This window comes from Rhodococcus sp. P1Y, from assembly GCF_003641205.1.
Lineage (GTDB): Bacteria > Actinomycetota > Actinomycetes > Mycobacteriales > Mycobacteriaceae > Rhodococcoides.
On the sequence record NZ_CP032762.1, the window covers coordinates 3,165,741 to 3,190,288 of the forward strand.

The following is a 24,548-nucleotide window of genomic DNA, read 5'->3' on the forward strand; positions in this document are numbered from 1 at the left end:
GTGGACGAATCGACTGCACCGCCTTCCGCCGACACCTCCCAGCTCGATGCGCAAGGGGCTCCCGCGTCGAGCGAGGACCGGGATCGGTGGCAGAAGCTGGCCGAGGAAGTTCGCGGGCACCAGTTCAGGTACTACGTGCGTGACTCACCGGTCGTATCCGACGGCGAGTTCGACACATTGCTGCGCGAGTTGAACGGCCTGGAGGACGCGCACCCCGAGCTTCGGACAGCCGACTCACCCACGCAGCTCGTCGGCGGGGGATTCGCGACCGAATTCACAGCCGTCGACCATCTCGACCGAATGTTGAGTCTGGACAACGTATTCGACTACGACGAACTCCGCGCCTGGGCCAAGCGCGTAGAGGCCGAGGTGGATGGTCGCTCCGCAGGCTCCGATCCCGGGACGGGTCCGAACCTGCACTACCTGTGCGAGGTCAAGATCGACGGCGTCGCACTCAATCTCGTGTACGAGAACGGCAAACTCGTGCGCGGCGCGACACGCGGCGACGGTAGGACCGGCGAGGACGTCACCCTCAATGCCCGCACGATCTCCGACATCCCGGAGACGCTCACCGAAAGCGCCGACTACCCGACGCCGACGCTTCTCGAAGTTCGGGGCGAGGTGTTCTTTCGGCTGGCGGACTTTCAAGCACTCAACGCCGCCCTCGTGGAGGAAGGCAAGGCGCCGTTCGCGAATCCACGTAATTCTGCTGCGGGTTCCCTTCGCCAGAAGAATCCGGCCGTCACCTCCAAGCGGCGGCTGGGGATGATTTGTCACGGATTCGGTCGGATGGAGGGATTCTCGCCCGATTCCCAGATGCACGCGTACGAAGCGTTGAAGGCCTGGGGTCTGCCGGTATCGACCCACACCACGCGCGTGGAAGGCATCGACGCGGTAGTCGAGAAAGTGGCGTACTGGGACGACCACCGCCATGACGTCGAACACGAGATCGACGGCCTCGTGGTCAAGGTCGACGAAATGTCGTTGCATCGCAGGCTGGGAACTACCTCACGCGCCCCGCGGTGGGCGATCGCATACAAGTATCCACCCGAAGAAGTCACCACCAAGCTCCTCGACATCCGGGTCAGCGTGGGCAGGACCGGCCGGGTGACGCCGTTCGCGTACATGGTGCCGGTCCTCGTCGCCGGATCGACGGTGTCCCTGGCGACGCTTCACAACGGTTCCGAGGTCAAGCGTAAAGGCGTGCTGATCGGAGACACGGTCACCATACGCAAGGCCGGTGAAGTGATTCCCGAAGTTCTGGGTCCAGTGGTGGACGCGCGGGACGGCAGCGAACGGGAATTCGTCATGCCGACCAACTGCCCGGAATGCGATACCGTGCTCGCGCCCGCGAAGGAAGGCGACGCCGACCTGCGCTGCCCCAACTCGCAGTTCTGCCCGGCTCAGCGCCGTGAGCGGGTGTTCTTCGTCGCCGAGCGCGGTCGATTCGATATCGAGGGACTCGGATACGAGGCTGCCACCGGACTCCTCGAGGCCGACGCGATCGAGGACGAGGGCGACATATTCTCCCTCACCGAAGAAGATCTGCTGAAAACCACTATCTTTCGCACCAAGGCGGGTTCGCTGTCCGCGAACGGTAAGCGCTTGCTGGCCAACCTCGACAAGGCCAAGGACCGACCGCTATGGCGCGTCCTCGTGAGTCTGTCGATCAGGCATGTCGGGCCATCCGCCGGTCGCGCGCTCGCAACGGAGTTCGGCAGTCTGGAGCGAATCGAGCAGGCGACACAAGAAGAACTAGCGGCGGTCGACGGGGTCGGCGGCACCATCGCCACTGCAGTCGCCGAATGGTTCGGTGTGGACTGGCATCGAACGATCGTCGAGAAATGGCGTGCAGCGGGCGTGCGCATGGAGGACGAGCGCGACGAATCGATCGTGCGAAACCTCGAAGGATTGTCCATCGTTGTCACCGGATCGCTCGAAAACTACTCGCGCGATCAGGCGAAGGAAGCGATCCTCGCCCGCGGTGGTAAAGCGGCGGCGTCGGTGTCGAAGAAGACGGCATTCGTCGTGGTCGGAGAGTCTCCAGGGACCAAGCACGACAAAGCAGTCGAACTCGGAGTGCAGGTCTTGGACGAGGAGGGCTTCACCCTTCTGCTGACAGAGGGACCGGATGCGGTGCGCCCGGCCGAGCCGGAGGCGGATCCGCCGGAGGCGGACTGAGTCAGCCGAGGACGGTGGCCACGATGCCGGCAAGGTAGCCGAGTCGTGCCACCTCCGACGCCCGAAAGTCGGGTCCGCCCGGTCGACCGAGCATCAGAACTGTTCCCGTGGAGCCGAGGGGCGCAGCGGCGATCTTCGTATCCATGTCCTGCCACACCTGCGGTACCCACGCAGCGTCGCCGTCGAGGGCAGCGGGGTGTGTGAGCGGCATCCACGGCATCTCGGTGGCGTGTGTCTCGGGAGCTCCCGAGCTTCCGACGAGGCGGTATGCGCCGTGTTGTCCGGTCGCGATCACCACGCTCCACCCCACGCGTAGGACGCGAGGAGCTCCGTCGACGAGAACCTGAAGACGGTCGTCGGATGCAGCAGCGACGCGGTCGATGAGCTCGAGTTCGCGGTGAGTGTCGAGTACACCGGTGTAGGGACGGATCGAGTCGACAGAGACGTCGCGGAGGTTCTCGGCGGCGGTGATGAGGGTGTCGGGCAGCGCGCCTTGCGCTACCTCGACGACGAGGTCGTCCACCGCATAACCGTCGCCTCGTTCGATGACGTCGAGCGACAGAATGTCCGCGCCGACCGCCCCGAGAGCAACGGCGAGTGAACCGAGGCTGCCCGGGCGGTCGGGCAGCTTGACTCGGAGCAGGTACGACATGTCGCTCCCTTTCGCTGACTCGGATGTGCAAGACCCTCGAGTACGCGAGCGCCGCGAGCCATCCTTGCATTGTCGACGCTTCGGATCGCAACCGCAGCGCGGCGCGTGACCTTCACGACACCGCGCACGAGCTCGTGACCGGCCGATGATGCGTCCAGCGGCGCGGCAACTAGGCTTGCGTGGGGTCGCGTGCCTGTGCGGCTGCATTCGAACATGTGTGAAAGGGGTCTACGCGGTGCCTGATATCTCCCGCGACGAGGTGGCTCACCTCGCCCGGCTGTCTCGGTTGGCTCTCAGCGAAGCCGAGTTGGACGAGTTCGCCGGCCAGCTGGATTCGATTCTTCACCACGTGAAGGCGGTGGCCGAGGTTGCCGCAGACGACGTCCCGCCGACGGCGAATCCGAGTGCCATCACCAACGTGACGCGTCCCGACGTGATCGTGCCGGGGTTGACCCCGAAGCAGGCATTGGCCGAGGCGCCCAACGCCGAGGAGAACCGTTTTGCAGTGCCGCAGATTCTGGGAGAGAGCGAATGACCGACCTGACTTCTCTCGATGCGTCCGAACTCGCGACGCGCATCCACTCCGGCGACGTGTCCGCAGTCGAGGTCACACAGGCCCACCTGGACCGCATCGAACAGGTGGACGGTGACATCCACGCATTCCTGCACGTCTCGGGAGCCAATGCGCTCGTTGCGGCAAAAGAGGTCGACTCAGCCCTGGCCGCCGGGGATGCCCCGGCGTCGGCGCTCGCCGGGGTGCCCCTCGCGTTGAAAGACGTCTTCACCACGACGGACATGCCGACCACCTGTGCGTCGAAGATGCTCGACGGCTGGATCTCTCCGTACGACGCCACGGTTACCTCCAAGCTTCGGGCCGCGGGGATTCCGTTGTTGGGCAAGACCAACATGGACGAGTTCGCGATGGGATCGTCCACCGAGAATTCCGCGTACGGTCCGACGAAGAATCCATGGGACACCACTCGCATCCCTGGTGGTTCAGGTGGCGGAAGCGCCGCGGCATTGGCGTCGCATCAAGCTCCCCTTGCCATCGGCACCGACACCGGCGGATCGATCCGACAGCCGGCTGCCCTGACGGGAACCGTCGGAACCAAGCCGACCTACGGCACGGTGTCGCGCTACGGACTCATCGCATGCGCTTCGTCGCTGGATCAGGGCGGCCCGTGTGGTCGAACGGTTCTGGATACGGCATTGCTGCACGAGGTCATCGCCGGGCATGATCCGCGTGACTCGACGTCGGTGGACACATCGGTCGCGTCGGTGGTCGCGGCCGCACGTGCGGGCGCAGCAGGCGATCTGACCGGCGTGCGCGTCGGCGTCGTCAAGGAGCTCCACTCGGACAGTTACCAGCCAGGGGTCATCTCCTCGTTCGACGCTGCTGTAGCGACGCTGACGTCGTTGGGCGCCGAGGTCGTCGAGGTGTCTTGCCCCAACTTCGTGCACGCGCTCGCCGCGTACTACCTGATTCTGCCCTCCGAGGTGTCCTCCAACCTCGCGCGTTTCGACGGAATGCGTTATGGAGCACGTGCAGGCGACGACGGCACACACAGTGCCGAGCAGGTCATGGCCATCACCCGGGCCGAGGGATTCGGCGCAGAAGTCAAGCGACGCATCATGATCGGGACCTACGCACTGTCGGCGGGCTACTACGACGAGTACTACGGTCAGGCGCTCAAAGTCCGAACTCTGATCGCACGAGACTTCGATCGAGCGTACGAACAAGTCGACGTTCTCGTGTCGCCGACGACACCGACTACGGCGTTCCCGTTGGGGGACAAGGTCGACGACCCGATTGCGATGTACCTCAACGATCTGTGCACATTGCCGACCAACCTGGCCGGCCACTGTGCAATGTCGGTGCCATCGGGGATCGCTGCGGAAGACGGACTTCCGGTCGGCCTGCAGATCATGGCTCCGGCATTCGCGGACGACCGGCTCTATCGTGTCGGTGCTGCGTACGAGGCAGCACGCGGACCTCTGCGGTAGGGCGGGCCGGGTGTTCCAGTGGATGCACGACGCGTTGCTTGGCGTCGTGCACCTCCGGATTACCGGTGCGGTGCCCTCGGTCGTCACGGTCGTCGCGATACTGACGGTGGTCGGCTGGGTCGTGTTTCGGCGTCGAAGCGCTGCAGTGCTGGCGGGTTTTCTCGTGATCGCCGCGGCGGCTGCGCAATGGAACACGTTGGTGCTCGGATACCCGACGACCGCGGCTGTTCTCGGACATCCGCCGGTGGTGGACGCCGATCTGGATGACGTGGAATCCGCTGTGGACAACGTCGTGCGTGGCTGGCCGCTCGAGGATCAGTGGACGCCACCCAAGTCGATGCCACCGGTGGGCGATGTAGTCGAGGCGGACATCCCCGGAACCGTATCCGGTTTTCGGGCTCGGCCGGCGTCGATCTACGTCCCTCCTGCATATCTCGCCGAACCTCGCGCAGACCTACCGGTCCTGGTTCTGCTGACGGGCCAGCCCGGTCACGTGACCGACTGGATACAGGGCGGCCACCTTGCGCGGACGATGGACACATTCGCAGCAGCACACGACGGCCTCGCTCCCGTCGTGGTGGTGGCCGACGGACTCGGCGACACGGATGCGAACCCGATGTGCATGGACTCGAATCTGGGCAACGCATTCACGTACCTGTCGGTGGACGTTCCGAGCTGGATGAAGGAACACCTTCAGGTGTCCACCGACGCCAGCCGGTGGGCGATCGGCGGATACTCCTACGGCGGTACATGTGCTTTGCAGACTGCTGTTCTCGCGCCCACTGTGTATCCGACGTTCCTCGACATTTCCGGCGAGGACGAACCTCGCCGCGGAACGCGCGCCGATTCGATCGCGTCTGCCTTCGGCGACGACGACGAGTCGGTGCGTCGATTCGATTCGGTAGCACCGTTGACAGTGCTCGGTCAACGTCGATTCGACGGCAGCGCAGGCGCTTTCGTTGTCGGCGCTCAGGACGAAGAATTCCGTCCTCAAACAGCTCGTGCGTTCGATGTCGCCGAAAGGTCTGGCATGGACGTGCATTACAGCGAACTACCCGGCGGACACTCCATGGATGTGTGGGCGCCCGCGCTCGAGCAAGAGATGGACTGGCTCGGTGCGCGGATGGGGCTGGTGGACTAACAGTCGGGAAGAGAAGTTCCTTGATCGTCGCCGTACCGATGCCCGTGTCCGGCAGGCGCACTCAGCGCCGAGATCAGATCGACCGTCGTCTGTACGTAGCTGACGAGTGGAATCCATCGAGGCATCGGCGCGTCCACACGTGCCTCGTCGAGATCCGGCGGCGACGTGATCAGGCCGCTCGTCCACCTGATCACCGGGTCGGAGGTGTTGGCGAGAATCACTGCCTGTCCCGACGCCACCTCGCCCGCAGGCGGGCCTGCCCAGAGCGCCCCGCAGATGCCGTCAGGGTCCTCGGCCACAGCAGCGCTGCCCCCGATGGCCCCGAGACTCTGGCCGTAGACGTACAGGTCCGGTCTCGAATCGGGCGGTAGGGCAGCGATGCGGGTCCGCACAGCGTCGAGCATCGATTTCGCGGAATCTCTCGCCTCGGATTTCGCGAACAGGAAAGTAGCCCAGCTGGGTTGGTACGAGTACTGCAGGCCAACGGTGGCCACGTCTCCGCCGAATCGATCTTCGATTCCGGACACGGCGTTGGCGTCGATCCAACCGGAACCGGTGGGAACAGCCAGAACCACGTGAGATTTGGTGAATCCGCCTGCTCGTTCCATCTCCTGAACGGCGATCGAGGCGCGAAGCGCTGTCGTGGGTGCAGCGTCGACCGGAACGTAGGTCCTTACAGCGCCCACGTCGTCGCCTCCCGTCGTGAACTTGCGGCCCTCTCGTCCCAATGAGTCCCAGCCGATCGACGACTGCGCGCTGCCCGAGTATCTCGGCGCCGCAGGAACGGGTAGCGACAGGTCCACGGACGCATTCGCGACGGCAAATCGATCGGACAGCGACGTCAAGGTCATGGGGATGATCACTCCGTACCCGAGGAGACCGGCGACGACCACAGCGGCCGTGGTCCGTACTGCTCCGAGGGCTCGGACGCCTCGAGCGAACCCGACGCCGAACACGACCAGAATCGCGCAGATCGACACCGCTCCGCACCACATCTCGGCCCAATGCAACGCAGACGTCGGCTCGGTGCCCATCGCCGCGCGCAGACTGTTCTGCCATCGCGCGTCGGCGACGGTTGCGGCCGCGATCGCGGCTATCGCGCCGACCGAGCAGATCCGACGGGCGGGCAAGCGTACTGTCGGAGTTCCGATGCTGCAGACCATGCGGTGCAGTGCCGCCGACAGGACGAGCCCGAGTGCCGCTGCCACTCCGGTGACGATTGCCTGCGTGAGCGAAGAGCGAGGAAGCAGTGACGGAGCCAGCGACGCAACCACCATGATCGCAAGCAAAATCGAAGTGGCAGAACGCGGCACGGCGGGATGCGGTGCCCGGGTGTTCGCCGCGGTCGGGGTTACTCGGTGGATCGAGAGGTCCGTACTCACGCCGTTACCTCGTTCTGCTCGAATCGAATACGGCGCGGTAGGCCGCATGCGGCGAAACCGACGACGGTGACACCGATGCTGCCCGCGATCAGATACGGCAGAGCAGGTTCGGGTGCCGGTACACCGAAATGCTGGCGCCAGGAGTTGAAGCGGACTGCGGTGACCGCAACGTCGGCCATGACGTGGCACGAGTATCGAGAAAGGAGATCGGGCTGCGGTGAGCAGCGCTCGCGCATTCGAATCCCGAGTAGATTATCGAGATCTTTTCGGTCGGCTGCCCTCGCCGCGTCGCCACCGAACCGGAGCAGATCGTACCCGAGATCATGTGCCTTGCAGGGTATGTCGAATTCCGATGGCAGCGGAATCGGTGACGAGCAGTCGCCGTCGGGGTTGACGAGAAGGCCGTCCTCGATCGTCGGTGTGTAGAACCGTTCGGTGAACTCTGCCGGCATCGCGGTCTGGGCCGCAGCCGAACTCGGTTGCGTCAGTGCATCGAGTGCGTCTCGGGTCTGACTAGGTCGGTCGACAGTTGCGTCGGCCTGCGCCCTCGGCGCTCCGATCGTGCTGCCGATACCGAGAGCGATGCCGATTCCGACGATGCCTAGCCAGACAAGTCCTGTGCGTTTCCCCGCGCTTGTGTGCATGGCGACGACGTTATGAATCGCGGACACTGGGGGTAATCGGTCTGCGGTGCCGACTGTGTCTGCCTACTCGGTCCCGGTGCGGGCGTGCTCTAGCACTGCAGAGTCACATCGATCTCACCCCTGGGTACGATGACTTATCGGTCGCAGGTTCCTACAGTTGACGCTTGTGGGCATCAGACGTAAGACCGAGAAGAGCGCTCAGCGCGTTGCCAGTCGCGGCATCGGTTCGCGCGCAGCGAACCTGATCCCTCGTGGGCGCAGAATCGACATCGCCGTTGTCACCGTAACCGCCATTCTGTATTCGATCGCGTGGCCGACCCTGCAGGTAACCCACGATGTGCCGAGCCCGCTCATGCCCATCGTGTCCGCTCTTGCGGTTTTCCCGTTCGTCCTGATACGCGCCAATCCTGCTCTTGGATGGGCAATTTCGGCCGCATCCGCTGTTGTCATTCCGGTCGCGTTCGATCGGGTGCCCGGGTACGACTACCCCTGGCAGGTCACTCACATCATCGTGTTGCTCGCGCTCGTACTGGCTGTGAGCCTTCGATGTCCGGTTCCGATCGTCGGTGTCACGTGGGTCGCGACGGTCCTGCTCTTCTTCGGATACACCCCGGGTGACGACGGAATCGGTTGGGGTGTCGGGCTTACTGCCATCGTCGTGTTCGGGCTCCTGATTCGTTGGCTCGTGCTGTCCAGGCGCGAACTGGCGAAACAGGAGGAGGTCAGCGAACTCGAACGCGCACGCCGCACAATCCTCGAGGAGAAAGCAAAAATCGCCCGCGATCTACACGATGTCGTCGCTCACCACATGTCTCTGGTTGTAGTGCAGGCGCAGAGCGCCCGGTACCGAATCGACGATGTTTCACCCTCAGCCGCAGCAGAATTCGAGTCGATCGGTGCCACCGCGCGAGAAGCACTGAACGAGATCAGGGGGATGCTCGGGGTCCTTCGAAGCGACGGCGTCGCCCCGGCCGAAGACGCTCCACAGCCCGGCGCAGGTGATGTGCACGACTTGCTCGAGAACACCCTTCGGGCGGGGGTGCGGCTGAAGTGGGAGTCGGCTGGAAGTCCGGATACCGTGTCTGCGGCGACAGGTCTTGCGTTGTATCGAATCCTGCAGGAGTCGCTGTCGAACGCATCTCGGCACGCACCCGACTCCGAGGTGAGGGTGCGCCTCCAGTTCGGAGCCGACATCACGTTCCTCGAGGTGACGAACGGCCGATCGCGCGGCGTCGTCCCGTTGGCGTCGGGTACCGGCGGACACGGAGTACAGGGGATGCGCGATCGCGCGGCTGGAGCATCGGGCTGGCTGGACGCACGGCAGCGCCCCGACGGCGGCTTCGAGGTCGTCGCACGGCTCCCGTCGAAGGCAGGTACGGTCGCTGTCGCCGACACTGCGAGCTGACCGCCGAAAGACATAGGGTGTCAGCTGTGACCATCACGGTGTTCATCGCAGACGACCAGGCGATGGTTCGACAGGGGTTCGGAGCGCTGCTGGCAGCGCAACACGACATTTCCGTCGTCGGAGACGCGGACAACGGTCTGAGCGCCGTCGCCGAAGTCGACCGCCTTCGGCCGGACGTCGTACTGATGGACGTACGGATGCCCAAGATGAACGGGCTCGACGCGGCACGCGCAATCCTCGGCGCCTCGCTCGACCCTCCGGTCAGGATCCTGATGTTGACGACGTTCGACATCGACGATTACGTCTACGAAGCGTTGACGATCGGCGCGAGCGGTTTCATGCTCAAGGATGCCCCGGCCGACGAACTGATCCGCGGGGTGCGTGTCGTGGCGGCGGGGGAGGCCTTGCTCGCACCGTCGGTGACGCGTCGCCTCATCGCCGACGTGACCTCGAGACGGGGGACTCCGCGTACGCACCCGTCGAAGTTGACGGTCCTCACTCCGCGCGAACGAGAAGTTCTCGAACTGATTGCGAAGGGGCTCTCCAACACCGAAATCGCCTCGACCCTGTTCGTCGCCGAGCAGACCGTCAAGACCCATGTGGGCAAGGTTCTGGGCAAACTCGATCTTCGGGATCGCGCCCAAGCGGTCGTGCTGGCGTACGAGACGGGCGTCGTCACCCCGGGATGAGGGGCTCGCACTGCCGACGCAGGCCGTAGGCGGCAAGATTAGCGTGATGAGTATGGAACCGACGAGAGGCGAAAAATTGCGCATCGGAGTTCTCACCGGAGGAGGCGACTGTCCCGGCCTCAATGCGGTGATCCGAGCCGTAGTCCGGACCGCGGACGCGCGATACGGATCCACCGTCGTCGGCTTCCAGGACGGCTGGCGGGGGTTGCTCGAGAACCGTCGGATCCAACTGCGCAACGATGACCGCAACGACCGGCTGCTCACCAAGGGTGGGACGATGCTCGGCACCGCGCGCACCAATCCCGATGTGCTGCGCGCAGGGTTGGATCGAATTCGACAGACATTGGACGACAACGGGATCGACGTGCTGATTCCAATCGGCGGCGAGGGCACGCTGACCGCGGCGAATTGGTTGTCGGAGGAGGGCGTCCCGGTGGTGGGAGTCCCGAAGACCATCGACAACGACATCGATTGCACCGACGTCACTTTTGGTTTCGACACGGCGTTGACCATTGCTACCGACGCGATCGACCGGCTGCACAGTACCGCGGAATCACACCAGCGCGTGATGCTTGTCGAAGTGATGGGCCGTCACGCGGGTTGGATCGCACTGCACGCCGGTCTGGCATCGGGATCACACATGACACTCATCCCGGAGCATCCTTTCGACGTCGACGAGGTGTGCGATTTGGTGCGCAAGCGATTCCAGCGAGGTGACTCACATTTCATCTGTGTCGTTGCCGAAGGGGCCATGCCGAAGGAAGGTTCGATGTCGCTGGTCGATGGCGGGATCGACGAATTCGGTCACGTCAAGTTCACCGGAGTTGCACATCAACTGGGCCAGGAGATCGAGCGGCGCATCAACAAGGAGGTGCGTACGACCGTGCTCGGTCACGTGCAGCGCGGAGGCACTCCGACGCCGTACGACCGAGTGTTGGCCACCCGTTTCGGCGTGAACGCAGCCGACGCGGCACACGCGGGTGACTTCGGCAAGATGGTCTCACTTCGAGGCACCGAAATCGGACTGGTGTCGCTGTCGGAGGCTGTGAAGCAGCTCAAGCGCGTCCCCGAGAGCCGATACGTCGACGCGGCAGCGTTCTTCGGCTGAGCGCAGCAACACGCCCCTGGAGTCGAATCCTAGATCCGGCCGGCGTCCTGCCGGATCTCCGACTCCCGCTGCTCGGTTTCCCGGCGCAGTTCACGCCTGCGCCTGGCGGCTTCGAACCGTTGCTTTTCGACAGGGGTCTCGGGAGTGAGCGGGGGGAGCTCGAGTGGTTTGCCGTCGTCTCCGACGGCAACCATAGTGAAGTAGCAACTGTTCGTGTGACGGGTCTCGCCGAGCTGAATGTTCTCGGTTTCGACGCGAATGCCCACTTCCATCGACGTTCGGCCGGTGTAGTTGACCGATGCCGAGAAGGTGACCAGTTCGCCGACGTGAATCGGCTCCCGAAAAACCACTCGGTCGACGGACAGGGTGACGACGTAGGCCTTCGCATAACGACTGGCGCACGCGTAGGCGACCTGGTCGAGAAATTTGAGAATGGTTCCGCCGTGTACGTTGCCCGAGAAGTTCGCCATGTCCGGCGTCATGAGCACGGTCATGAACAGGGTTTGCTTCGGTGCGCTGGTCACTGCCCAACCGTAGCGAGCACCCGTGGTTACTCGCGCGTTCTTCGGACCGCATAAACTTCTCTGCATGACTGCTGCCTTGGTCGACCTGATCGATTACGACGACGTGCTGGCCCGTTTCGACCCCGTGCTGGGTATGGAGGTCCACGTCGAGCTGGGCACAGCCACCAAGATGTTCTGCGGCTGCCCCACTGCATTCGGTGCCGAGCCCAACACCCAGGTGTGCCCGGTGTGCCTGAGCCTGCCCGGCGCACTTCCGGTGGTGAATTCGGCGGCCGTCGAATCCGCGATTCGCATCGGCCTTGCGCTCAACTGCTCTATCACCCCGTGGGGCCGCTTCGCCCGGAAGAACTACTTCTACCCCGATCAGCCGAAGAACTACCAGATCTCGCAGTACGACGAGCCCATCGCGACCGAGGGCTATCTCGATGTGCTGCTCGACGACGGTTCGACCTTTCGCGTGGAGATCGAGCGTGCGCACATGGAGGAAGACACCGGCAAGTCGACGCACGTCGGCGGCGCGACGGGCCGCATCGAGGGCGCGAGTCATTCGCTTCTCGACTACAACCGGGCAGGCGTGCCGTTGGTCGAGATCGTCACCAAGCCCATCACCGGAACCGGTGCCCGTGCACCGGAGGTCGCTCGGGCATATGTCACCGCTCTGCGTGATCTTCTGAAGGCGCTGGCGGTGTCCGACGTCCGGATGGATCAAGGTTCATTGCGGTGCGATGCGAACGTCTCGTTGATGGAGAAGACGGCCACCGAGTTCGGCACCCGCACCGAGACCAAGAACGTCAACTCCCTCAAGAGTGTCGAGGTCGCGGTTCGCTACGAAATGCGGCGGCAGGCAGCAGTTCTGCAGAGCGGCGGCGAGGTCACCCAGGAAACGCGCCACTTCCAGGAAGTCGACGGAACAACGTCCAAAGGTCGAAAGAAAGAAACTGCCGAGGACTATCGATACTTCCCAGAACCCGATCTCGCGCCAGTCGCACCCGACGCTGCATGGATCGAGGAACTCCGAGCGACACTCCCCGAGCTTCCGTGGTTGCGACGGGCGCGTATTCAGGCTGATTGGGGTGTATCCGACGAAGAGATGCGCGACCTCGTCAATTCCGGTGCCCTGGAACTGGTAGCAGCGACGGTCGACGCCGGAGCGACGCCGCAGGCAGCTCGGTCCTGGTGGGTTTCCTACCTGGCGCAGCAGGCGAACATCTCCGGAGTCGAGCTCACCGAACTGGCCATCACCCCGTCCCAGGTCGCCGAAGTGGCGACACTCGTCGCCGACGGCAAGGTCAACAACAACGGTGCCCGTCAGATCGTGGACGGCGTACTTGCAGGTGAAGGCGAGCCTGCTGCAGTCATGGCCGCTCGTGGTCTCGTCGTGGAGAAGGACGACACCAAACTCCAGGCTGCCGTCGACGAGGCACTCGCGGCCAACCCAGGCGTGGCCGACAAGATCCGTGCCGGCAAGGTTCAGGCTGCGGGCGCGATCGTCGGCGCCGTCATGAAAGCCACACGTGGACAAGCAGATGCCGCCCGCGTCAAAGAACTCGTACTCGCCGCGTGTAGCTGAGACCGATGGCCGGCGGGTCGCCCCGCCGGCCATCGGAATTTCACTAGTCGAATCCGCCGCCGCCCGCCGGGACCGGGATCTTGACGACACGGTCGTCGTTCGGGCCAGGCGCGTTTCCGTTCTTGTTGACGGTGCTCACCCAGATCTGGCCGTCGGGAGCAAGAGCGGCTCCGTTGAGTTGGCCGTACCGATCCTGCACCAGTAACGAGGGCGCCGCAGTCACCGCGCCGGTGTCCTGGTCGGTCGCCAGTACAGCTACAGCTTTCGCGTTCGTCAGGGAGATCGCGACGGCGCCCGGTCCAGCGCCGCAGCCCGCAACGCCAGGGCGATCAGGCCATGTCCACACGGGCGAAATCACTGCGCCGAGCGGATCGATCCGCTGCAGCCTGTCCTCGACGATCGTCCGGTCGGTGACCCAGATGCCGCCCGACGGGTCGATGCACACATCCCCTGCAGTTCCGATGCCGCTGAGGGCGATCTGGGGGGTAGGCCCGCTCTGGTCGGGAACGAGGGATTCGACGCGCAGAAGCTTGCCTGCCAGCGACGACGGACTTGCCGCAGCGGCGGGATCGCCTGCGTCCCCGGTCAGAACCAGGAGCTGGCTGGGGTTGTAGAAATCGAGTGCGCCGCGGTTGCCCTGCGTGCCACGCGGTATTCCGGTGAGAACGTTCTTGGGGGTATCGCCCGCCGCGATGCGAACCACACGGTTGTCCGACTGCGTCGTGATGTAGGCGTAGAGCAACCCGTCCTCGGTGAAGCTGGGGGAGAGCGCGAGATCGAGAAGTCCACCGTCACCGCTGGAGTCCACGTCGATTCGAGCGATCTCGATCGGTGACTGGCCCTGTGTCACCTGCATGATGCGGCCGGTTCGCCGCTCGGCCACCAGAGCGGACACGCCGCCGGGCAGCATGACGAGTCCGCCGGTGGTGTCCAGGCAGGTCGCGATCACGTTCGGGTCGAGGTCGACGCACGGCCCCGGAGGTGGTCCAGGAACGCTCGGTGTGGTGGAGGTCGGTGGGGCGTCCGGGTCGACGGGGTCGATCTCCGCAGCACCGAACGACGGCTCTGGGGTGAACGGGGAGGCCGTGGAGTCGTCGAAACGGGCGCAGCCGACGGCGAGGGCTGTCGTTACCGCCATGGCGGCAGCGACGGCCATGGTTCCAGGCGATGCGCGCATGTACGAAACGTTACTCGAGAGCGTCACCGGCGATGTCGGTGCGGCGCGGTCACACGCCGCGACATGCACCGATTGCGGCTGATTGCGGCCCACTCGATCTACTGTTGGGTCCGTGACCGACAAGCCTCGCGAACCCGAACGATCCGACACAGGCTACGAGCCTGCGTCGAGTCCGTACGACCAGCCGACAGAAAAACTACAGCCGAGAACCGAGGACGAGCTGGATTTCGGCAAGAGCGGTTCGGGGACCTACCCGACCGAGCAGATCCCGTCGTTCCGCCCGTCGCAGTTCGACGAGCCGATCGCACCGGACAGCCGGTCGGCGTATTCCGAACAGCCGACCGAGTTTCTCGGAACGACGCCTGCGCCTGCCTATGAGGCCTCGCCCGCCGAACCCGCCGTGCGCACCGAGACGGTGGAGGTGCCCGCGAAGCGCGGGACCACCGACCTCGGACTGTTGCTGCTCCGTCTGGTGATCGGCGGAATCTTCCTGGTTCACGGTCTGCAAAAACTCGTCGGACTCTGGGGCGGACCTGGACTCGACGGCTTTCGGTCGTTGTTGGAGGACACCGGCTACGAGCAGGCGAACCTCCTCGCGATCGCAGGTGCGGTCGGCGAAACAGCCGGTGGGGCTTTGCTCATCCTCGGTCTTGCGACACCGTTCGCAGGCGCTGCGGTGCTCGGCGTCATCATCAACGCGTGGTGCTTCAAGCAGGCGGCCGAGCCGGGTCTGCAGTTCTTCGCCCCGAACGGCGTCGAGTACGAAACCGTGCTCGGAGTGGCTGCAGCTGCCATCATTCTCACCGGTCCGGGAAAGATCGCATTCGACGGTCGCCGTGGGTGGGCGACGCGTCCTCGCTTTGGTTCGTTCCTCGCACTCGTGCTCGGAATCGCCGGCGGCGTCGTCCTCTGGATCTTCCTGAACGGTGCAAACCCTCTGGTGCGTTAGGCCGCTTCGCGGCTTGTGAACGGAAATACACAGAGGGCTGTGTATTTCCGTTCACATGCGCCGGAGGCGCCTCAGGGCACGTACCGGACCGCACCCTTGTCGGCCGAGGTGGCCAGCGCTGCATACGCCCGCAGGGCGGTGGTGACCGTTCGCTGACGGTCGACCGGCTGCCACGGACGCTCGGATGCATCCATTTTCGCGCGGCGCTCGGCGAGAACGTCGTCGTCGACGAGTATTTCGAGAGTTCGAGAGGCGACGTCGATGCGCACCTGGTCGCCGTTCTCGACGAGTCCGATGACTCCGCCCGCTGCAGCCTCGGGGGAGATATGGCCGATCGACAGCCCCGACGTACCGCCGGAGAACCGCCCGTCGGTGATCAGTGCGCAGACCTTACCGAGTCCAGCACCCTTGAGGAACGCGGTGGGGTGCAACATCTCCTGCATCCCCGGCCCGCCCTTCGGCCCCTCGTAGCGCACGACGAGAACATCGCCGGCCTTGATCTTCTTCTGCAGGATCGCCGAGACGGCTTCTTCCTGTGATTCGACGACGAGCGCGGGACCCTGGAACGAGAACAGATCCTGGTCGATGCCCGCCGTCTTCAGGATCGCTCCGTCGAGAGCGATATTGCCGCGCAGAACCACCAGACCGCCTTCGACGGTGTAGGCGTGTTCCTTGTCGCGGATGCATCCGCCCGCGGCGTCGGTGTCGAGGGACGACCAGCGGTTCTCGGTGGAGAACGGTTCGGTGGTCCGGACGCCGCCCGGTGCGGCATGGAACAGTTCGAGCGCCTCGTCGGACGCCGCGCCCGACCGGATGTCCCAGGTGTCGAGCCACTCGTCGAAGCTCTTCGTATGCACGGTCGAGACATCGGTTTCGAGCAGATTCGCACGCCGGAGTTCACCGAGGAGGGCTGGGATTCCGCCTGCTCGGTGCACGTCTTCCATGTGGTAATCGGAGTTGGGCGAGACCTTCGACAGGCACGGCACCTTGCGACTGATGGCGTCGATCGTGTCGAGGTCGAAGTCGACCTCGCCTTCCTGGGCGGCGGCAAGCGTGTGCAACACCGTGTTGGTGGAACCTCCCATTGCCACATCGAGCGCCATTGCGTTACGAAATGCGGCGGGGGTTGCGATATTGCGCGGAAGAACCGACTCGTCTTCGTCGCGGTAGTACTTCAGTGCGGCCTCGACGATGGTGGTGCCCGCGCGCTCGAACAGGGCGTAGCGCGCCTTGTGGGTGGCCAGCGTGGATCCGTTGCCGGGCAAGGCGAGCCCGAGCGCCTCGGTGAGGCAATTCATGGAGTTCGCGGTGAACATGCCCGAGCAGGATCCGCACGTCGGGCATGCACTCCGCTCCACCTCGTCCAAACCTTCATCCGAGACCGCGTCGTTTGCGCTGGCCGAGATCGCGGTGATGAGGTCGGTCGGTGCCTGCGCGACGCCTCCCACCACAACTGCCTTGCCTGCTTCCATCGGCCCGCCCGAGACGAAGACCGCCGGAATATTCAGTCGCATGGCGGCATTGAGCATTCCCGGCGTGATCTTGTCGCAGTTCGAGATGCACACCAGCGCGTCGGCGGTGTGCGCATTGGCCATGTATTCGACCGAGTCGGCGATGATCTCGCGGCTGGGAAGCGAGTACAGCATCCCGCCGTGGCCCATCGCGATGCCGTCGTCGACGGCGATCGTGTGGAACTCGCGAGGGACGCCGCCCGCTGCCCGGACGGCGTCGGCGACGATCTCGCCCACGTTCTTCAGGTGTACGTGTCCCGGTACGAACTGGGTGTAGGAGTTGGCAATCGCGACGATCGGTTTGCCGAAATCGGAATCCGTCATTCCGGTGGCGCGCCAGAGCGAGCGTGCGCCCGCGGCGTTGCGTCCGACAGTGGTAACTCGTGACCGTAACGGCGGCATGTTCCTGTATTCCTCAATCCCGACAGCGGTTGTCGCTGGGACGAGATTACTCCCGCGTCAGGGGGCGTCGTCCTCTGGCGTATCGAGGACTTCGGCAGCGGCTTCGGCGGCTGCGGCGGCCGCGTAGGGATCGGTGATCCGTCCACCGCTCGCTGCAGCCAACAGCGGCAAGCGATCGAATCGGACCAACGGTAGGGACTTCTCGGATTTGTCGGTCAACACCACACGCGCCCAGCGCCGGTCCGGGAACGCGATCCCTCGGACTCGGTCCCAGGGGACGAACTCCGACGTCACCGGTCGACGGATGGACAACCCGTCGGGGCCGACGACGGTACGGACTCGAACGACCCAGACTGCTACGGCAATCGGAATGACGAAGAGCCAACCGAAAGCCGCAGGCCAGCTGATCGCGGGGAAGCACACTCCGAAGAGCAGGAGGGCGACACCGACCAGTGCGAGACGCGGGAGCCGGATGACCTGCGGTGACGGATCGGGCGTGTGGGATGATGTGTCCGGTGGTTCGGACTGCTGCGAGGGTGACACCCCTTCATCTTCGCATTGCATCTACGCGATCTCACATAATGGGATTGCGTCGTGACGAGTTTGACTGTTCCCTATGCGCGCGCCTACCGTCGAGCGCGTGAAGCGGAATTGGATACTCGTAATCGGCCGGCGCGTCAACGCCTGAGCCGGTTCTCGACCAACTCGCATCGACGCGCCACCCTCGTACAGCCTCGGCTGACGGGGGTTTTTTCTTGCCCAGAGATCGCCCAGACATCTAAATCCTGAGGAAGCAGCAGTGAGCGCACCAACCGCACGCCCAGGGCCCACGACGCGTAAGTCGGGGGCAGCCATCAGTTCGTCGGCGCCCGAAACCAACGGCGCCATCGACGGATCCCGCCGCCACGTCGCCCCTGAGAAGGTGACCGGCGCACAGTCCGTCGTACGGGCTCTCGAAGAGCTCGACGTCGACACGGTATTCGGCATTCCGGGTGGCGCCGTGCTTCCGGTGTACGACCCCCTCTTCGACTCGAAGAAGGTTCGCCACGTTCTCGTTCGTCACGAGCAGGGCGCAGGGCACGCGGCAACCGGGTACGCGCAGGCTACCGGCCGCGTCGGCGTCTGCATGGCGACGTCCGGACCCGGTGCGACCAACCTGGTCACTCCGCTCGCCGACGCCCAGATGGATTCGGTTCCCATCGTTGCGATCACCGGACAGGTCGCGCGCAGCCTGATCGGAACCGACGGTTTCCAGGAGGCCGATATCTCCGGCATCACGATGCCGGTGACCAAGCACAACTTCCTGATCACCGACGGCGCCGACATCCCGCGCATCATGGCCGAGGCGTTCTACATCGCGTCGTCCGGTCGCCCCGGCGCCGTTCTCGTCGACATCCCCAAGGATGTCCTCCAGGCTCAGACCACGTTCTCTTGGCCGCCTGAGATGCGTCTGCCCGGGTACCGCCCCGTGACCAAGCCGCACGGCAAGCAGGTCCGCGAAGCTGCTCGCTACATCGCCGACGCCAAGCAGCCGGTGCTGTACGTCGGCGGCGGTGTCATCAAGGCGAACGCGTCGGCCGAATTGCTCGAACTCGCAGAGCTGACCGGAATACCCGTCGTCACGACGTTGATGGCGCGGGGCGCGTTCCCCGACTCGCATCAGCTGAATCTGGGCATGCCGGGTATGCACGGCACCGTCGCGGCCGTCGCTGCCCTGCAGCGAAGCGATCTGCTCATCACACTCGGCGCACGTTTCGACGACCGGGTGACCGGTCAGCTGTCCTCGTTCGCGACGGGCGCCAAGGTCATCCACGCGGATATCGATCCGGCCGAAATCGGCAAGAACCGCTACGCAGACGTGCCGATCGTCGGCGACTGCAAAGAGGTCATCACCGAACTGATCGAAGCGATCCGCGCAGACCGAGCAACTGGCACCACCCTCGAACTGGAGGACTGGTGGAAGTACCTCGACGGAATCCGTAAGACGTATCCGCTCAGCTACGACCGCCCGAGCGACGGCAGCATGTCGCCGGAATTCGTGATCTCCGCTGTCGGTAAGTTCGCCGGACCCGATGCGATCTACTGTGCGGGAGTCGGTCAGCACCAGATGTGGGCAGCTCAGTTCATCAACTACGAGAAGCCCCGCACGTGGCTCAACTCGGGTGGGCTCGGCACGATGGGGTACGCCGTTCCCGCGGCCATGGGCGCCAAGATGGGTCTTCCCGACGCCGAGGTGTGGGCCATCGACGGTGACGGTTGCTTCCAGATGACCAATCAGGAACTCGCGACGTGCGCGGTCGAAGGTATCCCGATCAAGGTTGCTCTGATCAACAACGGCAACCTCGGCATGGTCCGTCAATGGCAGACATTGTTCTACGAGGAGCGCTACTCCAACACCAATCTCGGAACTCACGGCGCCCAGCGCATCCCGGATTTCGTGAAACTGGCCGAAGCCCTCGGCTGCGTCGGGATCCGCTGCGAGCGTGAGGAAGACGTCGACGCCGTCATCGCGCAGGCTCGGGCGATCAACGATCGTCCCGTCGTCATCGACTTCATCGTCGGCGCCGACGCTCAGGTGTGGCCGATGGTCGCAGCCGGGACGGGCAACGACGAGATCATGGCTGCCCGCGGGATCCGTCCGCTGTTCGACGACGACGAAGCTGCCGGTACCAACCCGAGCGTGGCGGAAGCGCTCGAGCGCGACCAGGCACATGGCGATGCACTGCAGGAGAAAGGCACTGACAAGTGAGCACGAGTCATACCCTCAGCGTCCTCGTCGAGGACAAGCCAGGTGTCCTGGCTCGCGTCGCGGCACTGTTCTCCCGCCGAGGATTCAACATCTCCTCGCTTGCCGTGGGCGGGACCGAGCTTCCCGATATCTCCCGTATGACCATCGTCGTCACGGTCGACGAATTCCCGCTCGAACAGGTGACGAAGCAACTGAACAAGCTGATCAACGTCATCAAGATCGTCGAGCAGGACGACGATTCCTCGGTGGCACGAGAGCTCGTGCTCATCAAGGTTCGTGCCGACGCGAGTGTGCGCAGTGAGGTCATCGAGACCGTGAACCTGTTCCGCGCCAAAGTGATCGACGTGTCACCCGAAGCCGTGACGGTCGAAGCGACGGGCACCCGCTCGAAGCTCGATGCGTTGCTCAAGATGTTGGACCCCTATGGAATTCGAGAAATAGTTCAGTCGGGAGTCGTTGCCGTCGGACGTGGACCGAAATCGATCACCGCGTCGCGCTAGCGACCTCGCGTGATGAACAGCGTAAAACCCCCAGAGGAAAGGTATTAACCAGTGGCAGTCGAGATGTTCTACGACGACGATGCTGATCTGTCGATCATCCAGGGCCGCAAGGTCGCCGTCATCGGCTACGGAAGCCAGGGCCACGCGCACTCGCTGAGCCTGCGCGACTCGGGCGTCGACGTCCGCATCGGCCTGAAAGAAGGATCGAAGTCCCGCGCGAAGGCCGAGGAGCAGGGCCTGACCGTCGGCACCCCGGCCGAGGTTTCGGCGTGGGCCGACGTGATCATGGTGCTGGCACCGGACACGGCGCAGGCATCGATCTACAAGGAAGAGATCGAGCCGAACCTCAAGGACGGCGACGCCCTGTTCTTCGGTCACGGCCTGAACATTCACTTCGATCTGATCGAGGCACCGGAGTTCGTCACCGTCGGCATGGTCGCACCGAAGGGCCCCGGCCACCTCGTCCGTCGCCAGTTCGTCGACGGCAAGGGCGTTCCCGCGCTCATCGCCATCGACCAGGACCCCAAGGGTGAGGGCCAGGCGCTCGCTCTGTCCTGGGCCAAGGGCATCGGCGGAACACGCGCAGGCGTCATCAAGACCACATTCAAGGAAGAGACCGAGACGGACCTCTTCGGCGAGCAGGCTGTTCTCTGCGGTGGCACCGAAGAGCTCGTCAAGGTCGGCTTCGAGGTCATGGTCGAGGCCGGCTACGCACCCGAGATGGCGTACTTCGAGGTTCTGCACGAGCTCAAGCTCATCGTCGACCTCATGTACGAGGGCGGTATCGCTCGCATGAACTACTCGGTGTCCGACACCGCGGAGTTCGGCGGCTACCTCTCCGGACCTCGCGTCATCGACGCAGGCACCAAGGAGCGCATGAAGGCGATCCTCGCCGACATCCAGTCCGGTGAGTTCACCCGTCGTCTCGTCGCCAACGTCGAGAACGGCAACACCGAGCTCGAAGGCCTGCGCAAGGCCAACGCCGAGCACCCCATCGAGGTCACCGGCAAGAAGCTGCGCGATCTGATGAGCTGGGTCGACCGTCCGATCACCGAGACGGCCTGATCTCGAGCCGACTTACTCGAAGGGCATCCTCGCGCGAGGATGCCCTTCGGTATTCGGCCCGGTAGTTCGGCGAGGGTGAAACCCTGCGCCGTCTCCGCGGGCTCTAAACTTGCTTCGCACCGCACAATCGAAACCCAGCTCGACCTATACAAAGGGGAGTTCTTCACGTGAGCCAGCCAGGCCGTCCTGTCGTACTGATTGCCGACAAACTTGCGCAATCCACCGTCGAGGCACTCGGCGACGGCGTCGAGGTTCGTTGGGTCGACGGCCCGGACCGCCCGGCACTTCTCGCCGCGGTTCCCGAGGCCGACGCGATCCTCGTTCGTTCGGCCACCACGGTCGATGCAGAGGTCCTCGCAGCCGGAACCAACCTGAAGATCGTCGCCCGTGCGGGCGTGGGCCTGGACAACGTCGATGTACCCGCGGCGACCGAACGTGGTGTCCTCGTCGTCAATGCGCCGACGTCCAACATTCACACTGCTGCCGAGCATGCCGTGACGCTGCTGCTGTCTGCTGCACGCCAGATCCCGGCCGCCGACGCCACCCTGCGTCAGCACGAGTGGAAGCGCAGCAAGTTCAACGGCGTCGAAATCTTCGGAAAGACAGTGGGTGTCGTCGGACTCGGACGCATCGGACAGCTGTTCGCTCAGCGCCTCGCAGCATTCGACACTCATATCATCGCGTACGACCCCTATGTCTCCGCTGCCCGCGCAGCTCAGCTTGGCATCGAACTCGTCAGTCTCGACGAACTGCTGACGCGCGCAGATATGTTCTCCGTGCACCTTCCCAAGACGCCCGAGACCAAGGGCATCATCGGCAAGGAAGCACTTGCCAAGACCAAGCCCGGCGTCATCGTCGTCAACGCAGCCCGTGGCGGACTCGTCGACGAGCAGGCGCTCGCCGACGCGATCACGAGCGGTCACGTCTTCGCGGCGGGTATCGATGTCTACGCTTCCGAGCCGTGCACCGACAGCCCGTTGTTCGAACTTCCTCAGGTCGTCGTGACCCCGCACCTCGGAGCATCGACCACCGAAGCTCAGGACCGCGCGGGGACGGATGTCGCAAAGTCTGTATTGCTGGCTCTCGCAGGTGAATTCGTTCCCGATGCCGTCAACGTCAAGGGTGGCGCAGTCGGCGAAGAGGTCTCGCCATGGCTCGAGATCGTCCGCAAGCAAGGCGTCCTGCTCGGCGCCCTGTCCGACGAACTCCCGGCATCCCTGTCGGTCGACGTACGCGGCGAGCTCGCCTCCGCTGACGTCGAGATCCTGAAGTTGTCGGCTCTGCGTGGATTGTTCTCGGCCGTCATCGAGGATTCCGTCACCTTCGTCAACGCTCCGTCGCTCGCCGAGGAGCGAGGCGTCACCGCCGAGGTGACCAAGGCGACCGAGAGCGAGAACCACCGAAGCGTCGTCGACATCCGCGCTGTCTACGGTGACGGTTCCGTCCTCAACGTCGCAGGAACGCTCACCGGCACCACCCAGGTCGAAAAAATCGTCAACATCAACGGACGCAACTTCGATCTGCGTGCCGAGGGCAAGAACCTCATCGTCAACTACGCGGATCAGCCGGGCAGCCTCGGCCGCATCGGTACGTTGCTCGGCGACGCCGGCATCGACATCCAGGCCGCTGCACTGAGCCAGGACTCCGAAGGCGACGGCGCGACGATCCTGCTTCGCGTCGACAAGGACGTTCCGTCCGAGCTGAGCGCCACCATCGCTGCTGCGGTGGGCGCGTCGACCATCGAACTCGTGGATCTTTCCTGATCGTCCCTCACCCCTGATCGCTCGAAAAAGAACGAGGAGTACATGAAGCTCGCCGTCATCGCTGGAGATGGAATCGGCCCTGAGGTCGTGGACCAGGCGCTACAAGTGCTCGACATAGTCGTGCCAGGCGTGGAAAAGACCGAGTACGACCTCGGTGCTCGACGCTACAACGCGACCGGCGAGCTTCTTCCGGATTCGGTGTTGGACGAGATCCGCGGACACGACGCAATTCTGTTGGGCGCCATCGGCGATCCATCGGTTCCGAGCGGTGTGCTCGAACGCGGTCTGCTGCTGCGCGCGCGCTTCGAACTCGATCACCACATCAACCTGCGTCCCGCGAAGCTGTACCCGGGTGTGGTCGGACCGCTGGAAGGCAACAAGGACATCGACGTCGTCGTCGTCCGTGAGGGAACCGAAGGCCCCTACACCGGCAACGGTGGTGCGTTGCGGGTCAACACGCCACACGAGGTGGCCACCGAGGTCAGCGTCAACACTCGCTACGGCGTCGAACGGGTCGTTCGTGACGGATTCTCACGGGCACTCGGCCGTCGCAAGCACGTCACGTTGCTGCACAAAACGAACGTACTCACCTTCGCGGGCAGCTTGTGGGCTCGCACCGTCGAGGCGGTCTCCAAGGACTTTCCCGACGTCGAGGTCGCCTACCAGCACATCGACGCCGCGATGATCCACCTTGTTACGGACCCGGGCCGTTTCGACGTCATCGTGACCGACAACCTCTTCGGCGACATCGTGACCGACCTGTCTGCAGCGGTCAGTGGCGGAATCGGCCTTGCCGCCAGCGGAAACATCGACGCGACGGGCACCAACCCGTCCATGTTCGAGCCCGTACACGGAAGCGCACCGGACATCGCAGGTCAGGGAAAAGCAGACCCGACGGCAGCAATCCTGTCGGTGTCGTTGTTGCTGGCGCACCTGGGCGACACTGCGAACTCCGAGCGGGTGGAAGCAGCCGTCGCCGCCGACCTCGCGTCACGCGGATCAGCCGTTGCCAGCACCTCCGAAATCGGTGCCAGGATCGCTGGGAAGCTGTAGCAGGATTCCGACTTACGGACCGAATGTCCCATTCGGTCACCTTGCGGGGTGACCGAATGGGACATTCGCTGTTTCTGCG

The 24,548-nt window shown here is 64.2% G+C and carries 21 protein-coding genes; 14 read left to right on the forward strand and 7 right to left on the reverse strand.

Annotated elements, in window-relative coordinates; genetic code table 11:
• The first annotated feature begins 96 nt into the window (after positions 1 to 96).
• Positions 97 to 2,181, forward strand: coding sequence for an NAD-dependent DNA ligase LigA (gene ligA / locus D8W71_RS14630; RefSeq protein WP_236077993.1), 2,085 nt, complete (start codon positions 97 to 99; stop codon positions 2,179 to 2,181).
• A 1-nt stretch (position 2,182) separates the two neighbouring features.
• On the opposite strand, the gene D8W71_RS14635 is transcribed toward ligA, so the two are convergent.
• Positions 2,183 to 2,833 (reverse strand): ACT domain-containing protein, encoded by a 651-nt coding sequence (locus D8W71_RS14635; protein WP_121114271.1) that lies wholly within the window; start codon positions 2,831 to 2,833, stop codon positions 2,183 to 2,185.
• 235 nt (positions 2,834 to 3,068) lie between these two features.
• Here D8W71_RS14635 and gatC point away from each other — a divergent pair, with 235 nt between their 5' ends.
• Genes gatC through D8W71_RS14650 form a run of 3 tightly spaced genes read left to right on the forward strand, consistent with a single transcriptional unit; the run spans position 3,069 to position 5,978 of the window.
• The gene (gene gatC, locus D8W71_RS14640) at positions 3,069 to 3,368 is read left to right on the forward strand and encodes an Asp-tRNA(Asn)/Glu-tRNA(Gln) amidotransferase subunit GatC (RefSeq protein ID WP_121114272.1); all 300 of its coding nucleotides are present in this window, start codon (positions 3,069 to 3,071) and stop codon (positions 3,366 to 3,368) included.
• A complete protein-coding gene (gene gatA / locus D8W71_RS14645; protein ID WP_121114273.1) occupies positions 3,365 to 4,837 on the forward strand; it encodes an Asp-tRNA(Asn)/Glu-tRNA(Gln) amidotransferase subunit GatA in 1,473 nt (490 codons plus the stop codon). Before gatC ends, gatA begins: the two co-directional genes overlap by 4 nt.
• A gap of 10 nt (positions 4,838 to 4,847) precedes the next feature.
• Entirely contained in the window at positions 4,848 to 5,978 is a 1,131-nt protein-coding gene (locus D8W71_RS14650; protein ID WP_236077437.1) for an alpha/beta hydrolase, read from the forward strand.
• On the opposite strand, the gene D8W71_RS14655 is transcribed toward D8W71_RS14650, so the two are convergent.
• The gene (locus tag D8W71_RS14655) at positions 5,975 to 7,360 is read right to left on the reverse strand and encodes an alpha/beta-hydrolase family protein (protein WP_236077438.1); all 1,386 of its coding nucleotides are present in this window, start codon (positions 7,358 to 7,360) and stop codon (positions 5,975 to 5,977) included. The two genes, D8W71_RS14650 and D8W71_RS14655, sit on opposite strands and share 4 nt — an antisense overlap.
• Positions 7,357 to 8,004 (reverse strand): hypothetical protein, encoded by a 648-nt coding sequence (locus D8W71_RS14660; protein ID WP_153275386.1) that lies wholly within the window; start codon positions 8,002 to 8,004, stop codon positions 7,357 to 7,359. The genes D8W71_RS14655 and D8W71_RS14660 overlap by 4 nt, the downstream gene beginning before the upstream one ends.
• A 166-nt stretch (positions 8,005 to 8,170) precedes the next feature.
• Here D8W71_RS14660 and D8W71_RS14665 point away from each other — a divergent pair, with 166 nt between their 5' ends.
• From D8W71_RS14665 to D8W71_RS14675, 3 genes are all read left to right on the forward strand, one after another.
• The gene (locus D8W71_RS14665; protein WP_442971973.1) at positions 8,171 to 9,409 is read left to right on the forward strand and encodes a sensor histidine kinase; all 1,239 of its coding nucleotides are present in this window, start codon (positions 8,171 to 8,173) and stop codon (positions 9,407 to 9,409) included.
• A gap of 26 nt (positions 9,410 to 9,435) precedes the next feature.
• Positions 9,436 to 10,098, forward strand: coding sequence for a response regulator (locus tag D8W71_RS14670; RefSeq protein ID WP_121114276.1), 663 nt, complete (start codon positions 9,436 to 9,438; stop codon positions 10,096 to 10,098).
• A 76-nt stretch (positions 10,099 to 10,174) separates the two neighbouring features.
• On the forward strand, positions 10,175 to 11,206 hold the full coding sequence (locus D8W71_RS14675; protein ID WP_121119228.1) for an ATP-dependent 6-phosphofructokinase: 1,032 nt from the start codon (positions 10,175 to 10,177) through the stop codon (positions 11,204 to 11,206).
• A gap of 29 nt (positions 11,207 to 11,235) precedes the next feature.
• Here D8W71_RS14675 and D8W71_RS14680 read toward each other — a convergent pair whose 3' ends face one another.
• A complete protein-coding gene (locus tag D8W71_RS14680; RefSeq protein WP_236077995.1) occupies positions 11,236 to 11,700 on the reverse strand; it encodes an acyl-CoA thioesterase in 465 nt (154 codons plus the stop codon).
• A 94-nt stretch (positions 11,701 to 11,794) separates the two neighbouring features.
• Between D8W71_RS14680 and gatB the strand changes: the two genes are divergently transcribed.
• A complete protein-coding gene (gene gatB / locus D8W71_RS14685; protein ID WP_121114277.1) occupies positions 11,795 to 13,300 on the forward strand; it encodes an Asp-tRNA(Asn)/Glu-tRNA(Gln) amidotransferase subunit GatB in 1,506 nt (501 codons plus the stop codon).
• Between the two features lie 43 nt (positions 13,301 to 13,343).
• Here gatB and D8W71_RS14690 read toward each other — a convergent pair whose 3' ends face one another.
• Complete coding sequence (locus tag D8W71_RS14690) at positions 13,344 to 14,477, reverse strand: PQQ-dependent sugar dehydrogenase (protein ID WP_121119232.1); 1,134 nt, start codon at positions 14,475 to 14,477, stop codon at positions 13,344 to 13,346.
• 112 nt (positions 14,478 to 14,589) lie between these two features.
• Between D8W71_RS14690 and D8W71_RS14695 the strand changes: the two genes are divergently transcribed.
• Positions 14,590 to 15,426 carry a DoxX family protein gene (locus tag D8W71_RS14695; RefSeq protein WP_121114278.1) on the forward strand — a complete coding sequence of 279 codons (837 nt, stop codon included), beginning with the start codon at positions 14,590 to 14,592 and terminating at the stop codon, positions 15,424 to 15,426.
• A gap of 71 nt (positions 15,427 to 15,497) precedes the next feature.
• Here D8W71_RS14695 and ilvD read toward each other — a convergent pair whose 3' ends face one another.
• Entirely contained in the window at positions 15,498 to 17,339 is a 1,842-nt protein-coding gene (ilvD, locus tag D8W71_RS14700; protein ID WP_121114279.1) for a dihydroxy-acid dehydratase, read from the reverse strand.
• A 57-nt stretch (positions 17,340 to 17,396) separates the two neighbouring features.
• Positions 17,397 to 17,882: a PH domain-containing protein gene (locus tag D8W71_RS14705; protein ID WP_201265078.1), complete on the reverse strand. Its 486-nt coding sequence runs from the start codon at positions 17,880 to 17,882 to the stop codon at positions 17,397 to 17,399.
• A gap of 256 nt (positions 17,883 to 18,138) precedes the next feature.
• Between D8W71_RS14705 and D8W71_RS14710 the strand changes: the two genes are divergently transcribed.
• The 5 genes from D8W71_RS14710 to D8W71_RS14730 all read left to right on the forward strand — a co-directional run bounded on the left by D8W71_RS14710 (position 18,139) and on the right by D8W71_RS14730 (position 24,469).
• Positions 18,139 to 20,088, forward strand: coding sequence for an acetolactate synthase large subunit (locus D8W71_RS14710; protein WP_121114281.1), 1,950 nt, complete (start codon positions 18,139 to 18,141; stop codon positions 20,086 to 20,088).
• Complete coding sequence (gene ilvN, locus D8W71_RS14715) at positions 20,085 to 20,588, forward strand: acetolactate synthase small subunit (protein WP_121114282.1); 504 nt, start codon at positions 20,085 to 20,087, stop codon at positions 20,586 to 20,588. The genes D8W71_RS14710 and ilvN overlap by 4 nt, the downstream gene beginning before the upstream one ends.
• Before the next feature lie 63 nt (positions 20,589 to 20,651).
• Positions 20,652 to 21,653, forward strand: a complete 1,002-nt coding sequence (gene ilvC, locus D8W71_RS14720) for a ketol-acid reductoisomerase (protein ID WP_201265399.1) — start codon at positions 20,652 to 20,654, stop codon at positions 21,651 to 21,653.
• A gap of 167 nt (positions 21,654 to 21,820) precedes the next feature.
• Positions 21,821 to 23,416, forward strand: coding sequence for a phosphoglycerate dehydrogenase (gene serA, locus D8W71_RS14725; RefSeq protein WP_121114284.1), 1,596 nt, complete (start codon positions 21,821 to 21,823; stop codon positions 23,414 to 23,416).
• 42 nt (positions 23,417 to 23,458) lie between these two features.
• Positions 23,459 to 24,469 carry a 3-isopropylmalate dehydrogenase gene (locus D8W71_RS14730; protein ID WP_121114285.1) on the forward strand — a complete coding sequence of 337 codons (1,011 nt, stop codon included), beginning with the start codon at positions 23,459 to 23,461 and terminating at the stop codon, positions 24,467 to 24,469.
• Positions 24,470 to 24,548 lie beyond the last annotated feature (79 nt).

What these genes read in the sequence shown, in the direction of transcription:
- ilvD (WP_121114279.1), bottom strand. Translation starts at nt 17,339, where the DNA reads ATGCCGCCGTTACGGTCACGAGTTACCACTGTCGGACGCAACGCCGCG.
- D8W71_RS14680 (WP_236077995.1), bottom strand. Translation starts at nt 11,700, where the DNA reads ATGACCGTGCTCATGACGCCGGACATGGCGAACTTCTCGGGCAACGTA.
- D8W71_RS14730 (WP_121114285.1), top strand. Translation starts at nt 23,459, where the DNA reads ATGAAGCTCGCCGTCATCGCTGGAGATGGAATCGGCCCTGAGGTCGTG.
- ilvC (WP_201265399.1), top strand. Translation starts at nt 20,652, where the DNA reads ATGTTCTACGACGACGATGCTGATCTGTCGATCATCCAGGGCCGCAAG.
- gatA (WP_121114273.1), top strand. Translation starts at nt 3,365, where the DNA reads ATGACCGACCTGACTTCTCTCGATGCGTCCGAACTCGCGACGCGCATC.
- D8W71_RS14690 (WP_121119232.1), bottom strand. Translation starts at nt 14,477, where the DNA reads ATGCGCGCATCGCCTGGAACCATGGCCGTCGCTGCCGCCATGGCGGTA.
- D8W71_RS14635 (WP_121114271.1), bottom strand. Translation starts at nt 2,833, where the DNA reads ATGTCGTACCTGCTCCGAGTCAAGCTGCCCGACCGCCCGGGCAGCCTC.
- gatB (WP_121114277.1), top strand. Translation starts at nt 11,795, where the DNA reads ATGACTGCTGCCTTGGTCGACCTGATCGATTACGACGACGTGCTGGCC.
- D8W71_RS14660 (WP_153275386.1), bottom strand. Translation starts at nt 8,004, where the DNA reads ATGCACACAAGCGCGGGGAAACGCACAGGACTTGTCTGGCTAGGCATC.